This is a genomic window from Sulfitobacter litoralis, assembly GCF_900103185.1.
Classification (GTDB): Bacteria; Pseudomonadota; Alphaproteobacteria; order Rhodobacterales; family Rhodobacteraceae; genus Sulfitobacter; species Sulfitobacter litoralis.
The window spans coordinates 1-8,694 of record NZ_FNJD01000042.1; the positions used below are offsets into that span (position 1 = coordinate 1).

The 8,694-nt window shown below is 52.2% G+C and carries 8 protein-coding genes and 1 pseudogene; 1 reads left to right on the top strand and 8 read right to left on the bottom strand.

Annotation, left to right across the window (positions count from 1 at the left end):
* From BLQ98_RS17700 to BLQ98_RS17735, 8 genes are all read right to left on the bottom strand, one after another.
* Positions 1 to 246: transposase (locus BLQ98_RS17700; RefSeq protein ID WP_141135386.1), on the bottom strand; the 246-nt coding region annotated here is incomplete at its 3' end.
* A 567-nt stretch (positions 247 to 813) separates the two neighbouring features.
* A complete protein-coding gene (locus tag BLQ98_RS17705) occupies positions 814 to 2,199 on the bottom strand; it encodes an aldehyde dehydrogenase family protein (protein ID WP_093734510.1) in 1,386 nt (461 codons plus the stop codon).
* A complete protein-coding gene (locus tag BLQ98_RS17710) occupies positions 2,196 to 3,860 on the bottom strand; it encodes an acetolactate synthase large subunit (RefSeq protein ID WP_093734511.1) in 1,665 nt (554 codons plus the stop codon). The genes BLQ98_RS17705 and BLQ98_RS17710 overlap by 4 nt, the downstream gene beginning before the upstream one ends.
* Positions 3,861 to 3,914: 54 nt before the next feature.
* Positions 3,915 to 5,441, bottom strand: coding sequence for an FMN-binding glutamate synthase family protein (locus BLQ98_RS17715; protein WP_093734512.1), 1,527 nt, complete (start codon positions 5,439 to 5,441; stop codon positions 3,915 to 3,917).
* Positions 5,442 to 5,578: 137 nt separating this feature from the next.
* Positions 5,579 to 6,013 (bottom strand): DUF6789 family protein, encoded by a 435-nt coding sequence (locus tag BLQ98_RS17720; RefSeq protein ID WP_093734513.1) that lies wholly within the window; start codon positions 6,011 to 6,013, stop codon positions 5,579 to 5,581.
* A 1-nt stretch (position 6,014) separates the two neighbouring features.
* Positions 6,015 to 6,302, bottom strand: a complete 288-nt coding sequence (locus tag BLQ98_RS17725; RefSeq protein ID WP_093734514.1) for a zf-HC2 domain-containing protein — start codon at positions 6,300 to 6,302, stop codon at positions 6,015 to 6,017.
* Between the two features lie 101 nt (positions 6,303 to 6,403).
* A complete protein-coding gene (locus BLQ98_RS17730) occupies positions 6,404 to 7,006 on the bottom strand; it encodes an RNA polymerase sigma factor (protein WP_167354580.1) in 603 nt (200 codons plus the stop codon).
* Positions 7,007 to 7,339: 333 nt separating this feature from the next.
* Positions 7,340 to 8,059 carry a flavodoxin family protein gene (locus tag BLQ98_RS17735; protein WP_093734516.1) on the bottom strand — a complete coding sequence of 240 codons (720 nt, stop codon included), beginning with the start codon at positions 8,057 to 8,059 and terminating at the stop codon, positions 7,340 to 7,342.
* 492 nt (positions 8,060 to 8,551) lie between these two features.
* Here BLQ98_RS17735 and BLQ98_RS18175 point away from each other — a divergent pair.
* Positions 8,552 to 8,694, top strand: a pseudogene (locus tag BLQ98_RS18175) (IS3 family transposase); the annotation flags it as partial.

Genomic DNA, 8,694 nt, shown 5'->3' on the forward strand with positions numbered 1-8,694 from the left:
TTCCTTCAGCAGATCATTCTGCATGCTTATCTCAGCATACATGCGCTTCAGACGGCGGTTCTCCTCAGCCATATCCTTCATCTCGGATATCAGTGAAGCATCCATGCCGCCAAACTTAGCCCGCCATTTGTAAAAACTCGCGCTGCTCATTCCGTGCTCACGGCACAGCTCAGAGACCGGCACACCGCCCTCCGCCTGCTTCAACACTGCCATGATCTGTGCGTCGCTGTATCGTCCGTTCTTCATCGTAAATCTCCTCAGATACCTTGCCGAGAAAATTCCACTTTTGAACACCGCTAATTTTAGGGGGGATTACCCTATCATGACCTAATGTTACCCCCAAGCCGTATAGTCACGAGATAGGTGTATACTAAGCGACCCACAGCTTGAAGTTTCGGGCTGTACAGGACACAAAGCACATCGCGATGCAACAAATGCAGCGAAAGCTTTGAACAGGATAGTGGCTTGGTGCCAAAACGATCATGTTATGCCCCACGTCGGTTGCGCGCAGCCAAAGTCCTCTCCGCGTCCAACTTTGGAAATCGATTTTCCCGCTGCGCAAGAATTACTGCATGAACGAGAAGATTGCTGCGGCCGCGCAGCGGGAGAGCCGGTCATTCATGCAAACAGCAAATCAGGTAGCGAACCGAACTTACAAGTCGCGGTACTTCGCTGCATATCACTGTGTTTAGTTTGGCTTCAGCCTAACCTGACTTAAAGTTGAATCTTTACAAATACTGAGCGCCTATCGGAAATGAAGAAAGCTACTTTTTCTGTGCTTTGAACTTTCCGATACTGCACGTTGCCACCCGTTCAAAACTTTATAACCGCCATTTTCTCCTGCGTCATGTCGTGCATCGTGTAACCGATACCACCTGTGCCGTAGCCGGATTGTTTGCGACCCGCGAACGGCATCCAATCGACGCGAAATGCCGTGTGATCATTTACCATGACAGCCGTTGCGTCCAGCGCTTCTATGGCCTTCATCGCCATGTCGAGGTTGTTGGAATACACCGACGCTTGAAACGCGAAGGGCAAATCGTTGGCTTGCGCGATGGCGTCGTCGATCGTCTCATGCTCGTAGACGCACACGACAGGGCCAAAGATTTCCTGTCGTGAGACTCTGGCATCAAGTGGCGGGCGCAAAAGAACGGTGGGCGCATAAGTTGTCGCCCCAAGTTTTTCGCCGCCCATCAAGACTTGGGCACCGGCCTGCTTTGCTTCGGCGACCCAATTGCAAACGCGATCTACCTCGTGGGGCCGGATCAGCGGGCCAGCATCCGTTGGTTCGTCTATCGCATTGCCGACACACAGTTTCGACGCCGCATCCGCGAGCAGTTGCGCAATATCCTCTGCCATTCCCTTTGGTGCCATAACGCGCTGGACCGACACGCAAACCTGCCCCGAATGATAAAACCCACCTTTCACAAGGCTCGGGATCATCGCCTCGATATCTGCGCTATGATCAATGATAACTGGTGCCGCACCGCCGTGTTCGAGCGCACATCGTGTACCGGGAGCCAATTTGGATTTTAGCATCCAGCCGACCTTGGCCGAGCCGATAAAGCTGAAGAAAGCGACACGCGGGTCAGTGACCAACATTTGCGCCGTTGGAATGTCGCAAGGGACAAAGCGGCACCACTCTTCCGGCAGACCTGCTTCATACAGGATATCGACAAATGCTTTGCACGACAGAGGCGTGTCGTCCGCTGGCTTTATCAACACGGGGCATCCCGTAGCGATCGCCGGGCCGACCTGGTGTACGATCAGATTTAACGGGTGGTTGAAAGCGGAAACAGCTACGACAGGGCCAATGGGTTCGCGCCTGGTGAACGCCGTGTGGCCTGCACCTGCTTGTGTTAAATCCATCGGGATTTGTTTACCTACCAAACCAGCGATTTCCTTGATGCACAGTCCAACACCATCAACCGCGCGGGTAACTTCGACACGAGCGTCCACCAGCGGCTTGCCACCTTCATTGGCAATTTGGAATGCGAGCTCTTCGAAACGGTCTCGCATGAGAGCAGCGGTTTTACTGAGGATTTCAATCCTCTGATACGCTGGCAGCCACCCTTTACGGTTTTTATGCAGTTGAGTGGCCGTGGAAAGATAACTGTCTATCTCATCCCATCCCTTAAGCGGCACGGAGCCAATGACCTTCAAATCGAACGGGTTCACAACTTCGAGAATTTTGGTCATATCAGGCACGTCTTTTTAGCCAATTCATCAATCAGAACCTTTTGGTTCTCAGAATAATCGACGGGCAAATCAATCAGATGCACGCCACCCGCTGCAAACGCTTTTTCAAAGGTAGGCAAGAGATCATCGGTCGCCGTAATCCGGTGCCCCGTCGCGCCATAGCTTTCGGCGTATTTGACAAAATCGGGGTTATTGAATTCCAGCCCCCAATCCTCAAAACCTATTGCAGCCTGCTTCCACCGGATCATGCCGTAGGAACTGTCATTCAGCACCAACACAACGAGGTTTAGCTTCATGCGGATCGCGGTTTCCAGTTCTTGGCTGTTCATCATAAAGCCGCCGTCACCGCAAATCGCCATCACGCGGCGATCAGGATATAGCGCTGCCGCCGCCATCGCAGACGGTAAGCCCGCACCCATCGTGGCAAGGGCGTTGTCCAACAGGACAGTGTTTGGTTCGTAGGCCTTGTAGTTGCGCGCGTACCAAATTTTGTAGATCCCGTTATCCAGCGCAACGATATCCTTGTCCCCCATTGCCTTTCGGGTATCCGCGACAAAGCGCTGTGGCGTGACTGGAAAACGTGGATCGTCGACGCCTTCGGAAAGGTGACCTTCAATTTCGGCGTGAACTTTTTCGAAATAGGATGTGTCACACTTCACGCGGCCATCCAGAGCTGTTTTCAACCTTGTCACGGACGCGGCCAGATCGCCCACCACTTCGACCTGCGGGAAATAGACCTGATCAACCTGCGCGGACTTGTAGTTGATGTGAATCACCTTCTTGCCGCCGTCCTCCATAAAGAACGGGGGTTTTTCGACTACATCATGGCCGAAATTGATAATCAGGTCAGCCCGATCAATGGCGCAATGCACATAGTCATTGTCAGACAATGCGGCCGTGCCGAGGAACAATTCCGAGCGTTCGTCCACCACGCCTTTGCCCATTTGAGTGCAGAAAAACGGAATGCCGGTCGCGTCGATGAACTCAGAAATCGCAATGCGCGCATTTTTGCGATTGGCACCGGCACCGACCAAGATCAGTGGTACCTTTGCCTTCGTGATAAGGTCCACGGCATCGGCAATTGCGGCATCCCCCGCTTCTGCATAGTGGCGCGTGTGCGGCTTGATCACGGGGGCATCGCAGGGCTCTTCGGCGATGTCTTCGGGCAGTTCTAACAACACCGCACCGGGTCGTTCTTCGCTTGCAAGACGAAATGCTTCGCGGACCAGAGACGGGATCGTGTTACCATGCACAATCTGTTTGGACATTTTGCAGATCGGGTCGAACAGATTGACGATATCGATGATCTGGAACTGACCTTGCTTGGATGTCTTGATCGGCTTTTGCCCTGTGATCATGATCAACGGGAAGCCGCCCAAATGGGCGTAGGCGGCGGGCGTGGTTAAATTGGTCGCCCCCGGTCCCAACGTCGCCATGCACACGCCCGGTTTGCCAGTCAGCCGCCCGTACGTCGCGGCCATAAATCCGGCACCTTGTTCATGACGTGTCAGGATAAGTTTAATGCTTGAGGTCCGCAGGGATTCCACCAGATCAAGGTTTTCCTCACCCGGCACAGCAAAGATTTGTTGAACACCTTCCGCTTCCAATGCTTTTACAAAGAGATCGGAGGCCTTGATTTTTTGTGCTTTGGGATCAGTCATGGGCGTGTGGTCCTTTGTTGTCGTGTACGTCTTACAGCGAGGGGAAAAGCGCTTTTACGCTGCGATCTCAGGCAGGTATTCCGGCAAAGTCTCCTTGTACGGAAAGCGTTCTTCCATCTGTATTGACGTGCCGTCCGGCGTAACGATCCGCACATGCTTGCGTTTCAACAGCCGGGGCCGCCCGACACCGCATGAATGTGCGATAATTTCAACTTCGTGAATAAGGTTCTTGCAGAAGTTAGCGACTTTGACGGATTTATCTTCAGGGTTCAGGCCCTTTTGCAACCGCTTGTTTGTCGTCGTAATGCCGGTCGGACAGGTATTTTTGTTGCACTTGAGCGATTGAATGCACCCCAGAGAGAACATGAAACCACGTGCGGAATTGATGAAATCAGCGCCAACGGCAAGGGCCCACGCGACTTCGGACGGCGTTACCAATTTGCCGGATGCGATGACCTTAATTCTGTCGCGCAACCCGTGTTCTGTCAGGATATCCACGACCAGCGGCAGGGACTCTTTAACGACCAAACCCACATTATCCATCAAGGCCATGGGTGCCGCCCCCGTACCGCCGTCTCCACTATCGACGGTTATAAAATCGGGTGCAGAAGCGATACCGCGCCGTTGGATCTCTTTGGCCAAGTCAGTCAACCAACTGTAACTCCCGACGACGGCCTTAAAACCAACCGGTTTTCCGGTGACATCGCGAATGTGGTTGATCACATCAAGCATGGACCCCGCGTCGTTAATCTCGGGGTGGCGGTTCGGGGAAATTGAATCTTCGCCTTCCGGTATCCCCCGAATGGCCGCGATTTCTGCATTCACCTTGATCCCCGGCAGGATGCCGCCCTTGCCGGGCTTTGCGCCTTGGCTCATCTTCAATTCGAACATTTTGACCTGATCGTGTGCTGCGATTTCCCGCAGCTTGTCGTCGGACAGGTTTCCGCCTTCGTCGCGGACGCCGTATTTCGCAGTGCCAATCTGAAAAATGATGTCTGCGCCGCCGCTCAGGTGATAGGGAGACAGCCCGCCTTCGCCGGTATTCATCCAGCATCCGGCCATTTTTGCACCCGCTGACAGGGCTTTGACAGCAGGGATGGACAGTGCTCCATAGCTCATCGCAGAGATATTAAAGAATGACTGTGCATCATAAGGTTTGGGACAGCCTGATCCAATCCGCAAGGGCTGCACCTCGACCGAGTCGTCGTCCAATGTAGGGTAAGGGCAGTTCACGAAAATTGGCGTTCCTGAAACTGTCAAAACTTTGCTCGACCCGAATGCGACCGTGTTGTCCTTACCCTCAGCGGCACGGCCGATCCAGTCACGTTCAGCACGGTTAAAGGGCATCTCTTCGCGGTCCATCGCAAAGAAATATTGGCGAAAGAACTCTCCCAGCGTCGAAAACAACGACCTGAAGCGGCCCAAAACGGGATAATTTCGACGCACTGCATCTTTTGACTGGGCTATATCGATAATGAACATCGCTACGATAGCAAGAACGCCAACCCCGATCACAAAAATGAACGCCGTGGCAAAAAATGTTAAGTTGGTCGCGATAAAGCTGTCGAAGTAGGATCGCATTGGATCACCCCTTACGAAAATTGGTGGATTTTGGGTCGGCAGGCCACGGGTTATGCGCACGTGTCCGCATGAAAGAGGTCACATTCGGCATAGAAGCACGGCCGCCCGCGCCACCAAATGGGCACGGGCGGATTGCTTTAATGTGCCAACTTAGCTTGCGTGCGGTTGGCAAAGACTACACCAAGAACCGCGCCAAAGATGATGTGCAGGACCAGTGTCATAATCGGTGCCATCATCCCAAGGGCCAGACCAAACAAGCCAGCACCCGCCATCGGCATGATCAAGATCATCATGCCAAGCCAGTCTGCGATGCCGAATACGATACCCTTCTGAACGGCGCTACTACCCGGGACATAGTCGTACAGAACTGCAAAACCACCGCCCCAAGCAACCGTGCCGATCAAGAAGTGCACGATCCAACCGACAATAACTGGTGCACCGATCATTCCGGCCAGCATTGCGGCTACGTCGAGTTCGGGCATCACGCCCATCATACCCTTAATTACCATCAGCACCGAAAGTACGACCGTTGCGATGAAACCGGCCAGAAAGCCACTTTTGAGATTTGTCATTTTATTTATCCTTTGTTTGCGCCGCAGGATCATTTTGACCGCTGGACTGTTTCAGTGCGTCAAACTCGGCAAGGATGCTGTCGATATTGGCGTCGTCGGCGCTGTTATGCGCCGCCTCAACTCTTGCTTCCGTTGAAATCAGACTGCGCGTCACACGCATTTGATTAACAAACCGGTTGCAACCGCTACACATCATCAAATGGAGGCGAACCTGCATTCTTTTTGCAAACGACATTTCCTTGTCCAGAAAGCCATCCGCCTGATCTGATAGTTCGCGGCAACTCAGCATTTTTTCATTCCTTGTCGAGCCTTGTGATAAGAAGACAATCCAGCTCTCAGTTCGTTACATTTTTTTTTGATTTATTTTCAGTTTCGCCAAATTGTGGTGCGTCAACCCGCTACCGCATCAATCGCATTCCGCACTGATCGACGTGCGCGGTGCAGCAAAATACGCATGTTTCCTTCAGTGATATCAAGAATTTCGCATACCTCTTGTGCTTCAAGTTCTTGCTGCCCGCGCAAAACCAACACCGCGCGTTGGGCGGGTGGCAAGTCTTCGATGGTTTGCGCAACGTGCTCCATAATCTGGCGCCCTGCGATCACTCGTTCGGGCGTGATTTCGTCCCACAGATCGGGCAGGTTCTTCCAGCTTCCACGGGCGTCAAAAGCTTCGTCGGCGTTATTTTCCTGATCCGAGATATCAAGCGCCACAGTACGCCCGTCGCGTTTCACACGCGTTTTTGCCCGGTTCGACAGAATGGTGAAAATCCAACCTGCGAGCGATGATCGTCCTTCAAAACCATTGATATTGCGCAATACAGCGATCCACGTTTCGTGCGCCACCTCTTCGCCGGACGCATGATTTCGCAATATCGCCGATGCAACCCGCACCATGGACGTATTGTGCCGCCGGTAAAGCGCTTCAAAAGCGCTGCGCTCACCGTTGGCGAGGGCACGAAGGATTTCAGCGTCATTCTCAGTGTGGTCCGACATCAAGCTGATTTCATTCATTCCGGTAGACTTTAACTGTGCTTACGTTAAAACTGAAGTTAGCGCTAACATTCTTTTGTAAAATGCGCTTTTAGCAAAGTTGACCGTACGGATGAACACCACTGGCTGGCAGTCAGTTGCGAAGCCGATGCGAGCAAAGGCCTTAAGAGCATCGTTTTTTTCAACCTCCACTATGCGAAACGGGGAATGTACAATGTGGTTTGTTGAAAGCCTTAGGACTTTGACGCCATAGAAGGCGATCGCCGATATTTGGACGCGTTACTTGTTCATCAATGATGAAAACCGCGTAAGTCTACCTCGCGGTTTCGATCCCAATCAACTTCGATATTCTGGGTTCTCGAAACCAAATCGTGCACCCGCTTTCCAAGCATTGCGATCATTTCCCTGATTTGAATACCCACCAGCGTTCTTCAACATCCGAGCCAAGTGCATCAGGTTCCACGTCATAATTGTGGTGTTCCGCTGAGTAAACTCATTGTCGAATCCAACAAGACTACCATCATCTTTTTCGTCGCCATACGAAGGGCCCGGCCCTGCCTCTCCGATCCAGCCACAATCAGCTTGGGGTGGAATCGTGTAGCCAAGATGGCTCATTGCGTAACCAATTGTCATCGCGGCATGTTTAATTCCGTCCTCGTTACCCGTAACCACGCACCCCGCTACTTTACCATAAAAAACTGACTGACCTTTGTCGTTCAACTTCCCGGACATTCCATAAAGTCGCTCGATCAATATCCGACAAACTGAGGATTCTTCGCCCAACCATAGTGGCGTGCCGATTACGAGAATGTCAGCTGCGAGGACCATTTTCCAAATATCGGGCCAATCATCTTTGTCCCATCCATGCTCTGTCATGTCGGGATAAACACCGGGCGGAATTTGGTGGCTGAGCATATGCAAATGTTCAACCGATACGCCTTGCTCCACCATGATATTTCCAGATGCATTCATTAGCAACTTGGTATGACTTTCCGATGGCTTGCGCTTGAGAGATGTATTGATGAAAAGTGCTTTAAGATCGGCGAGTTCTGGCATTGAGATGGCCTTCCATTAGTTTTTTTTGGTCATCAGACCTAACCGTTGCAGCTTGAGTGATACGGAGCAAAATTGGTGACTGCGGCGGTTCTCTTTTATTTGCTGAATTCTCAAGGTACTCGAAATCGAAGAAATTGACTAACTTGCATTTCATTTCCATGAAAGTTGCGGGAAACGAACTACTCACCTGAGCTGTCCCAGCCATGCATAGGCTCCCCTCCGCCGGTCATGTTTCCATCTTAATAGGTATTGACAAGACGCTGGCGCACGAAAAATGTTCATTTGCGCTTGTCCCGCGAACTAATCCTTCGTCCGCGCATCTAACGTTCACCAATCGAGAATGCTGCACGATGCGTGAATGGAAGGCCTGGGGAAGCCGCGGTGCGGCATTGGAGCCAGGTCTGAATTGTCTGACGTCAGCACCCTTGGGACAGATTTGAGGATTTGAATAAGGGAGGATTTCTGGTTCATCTTATCGATTAGGAGATCGAGATGACGAAGAAGCCGCAGACATCCAAAGAAGCCGCCGAGAAGGTGGTTAAGAACATCCGCCGCAAGACGCGGCAAACCTATTCAGCTGAAGAGAAGATCCGCATTGTATTGGCGGGCCTGCGTGGCGAGGAAAGCATCTCGGT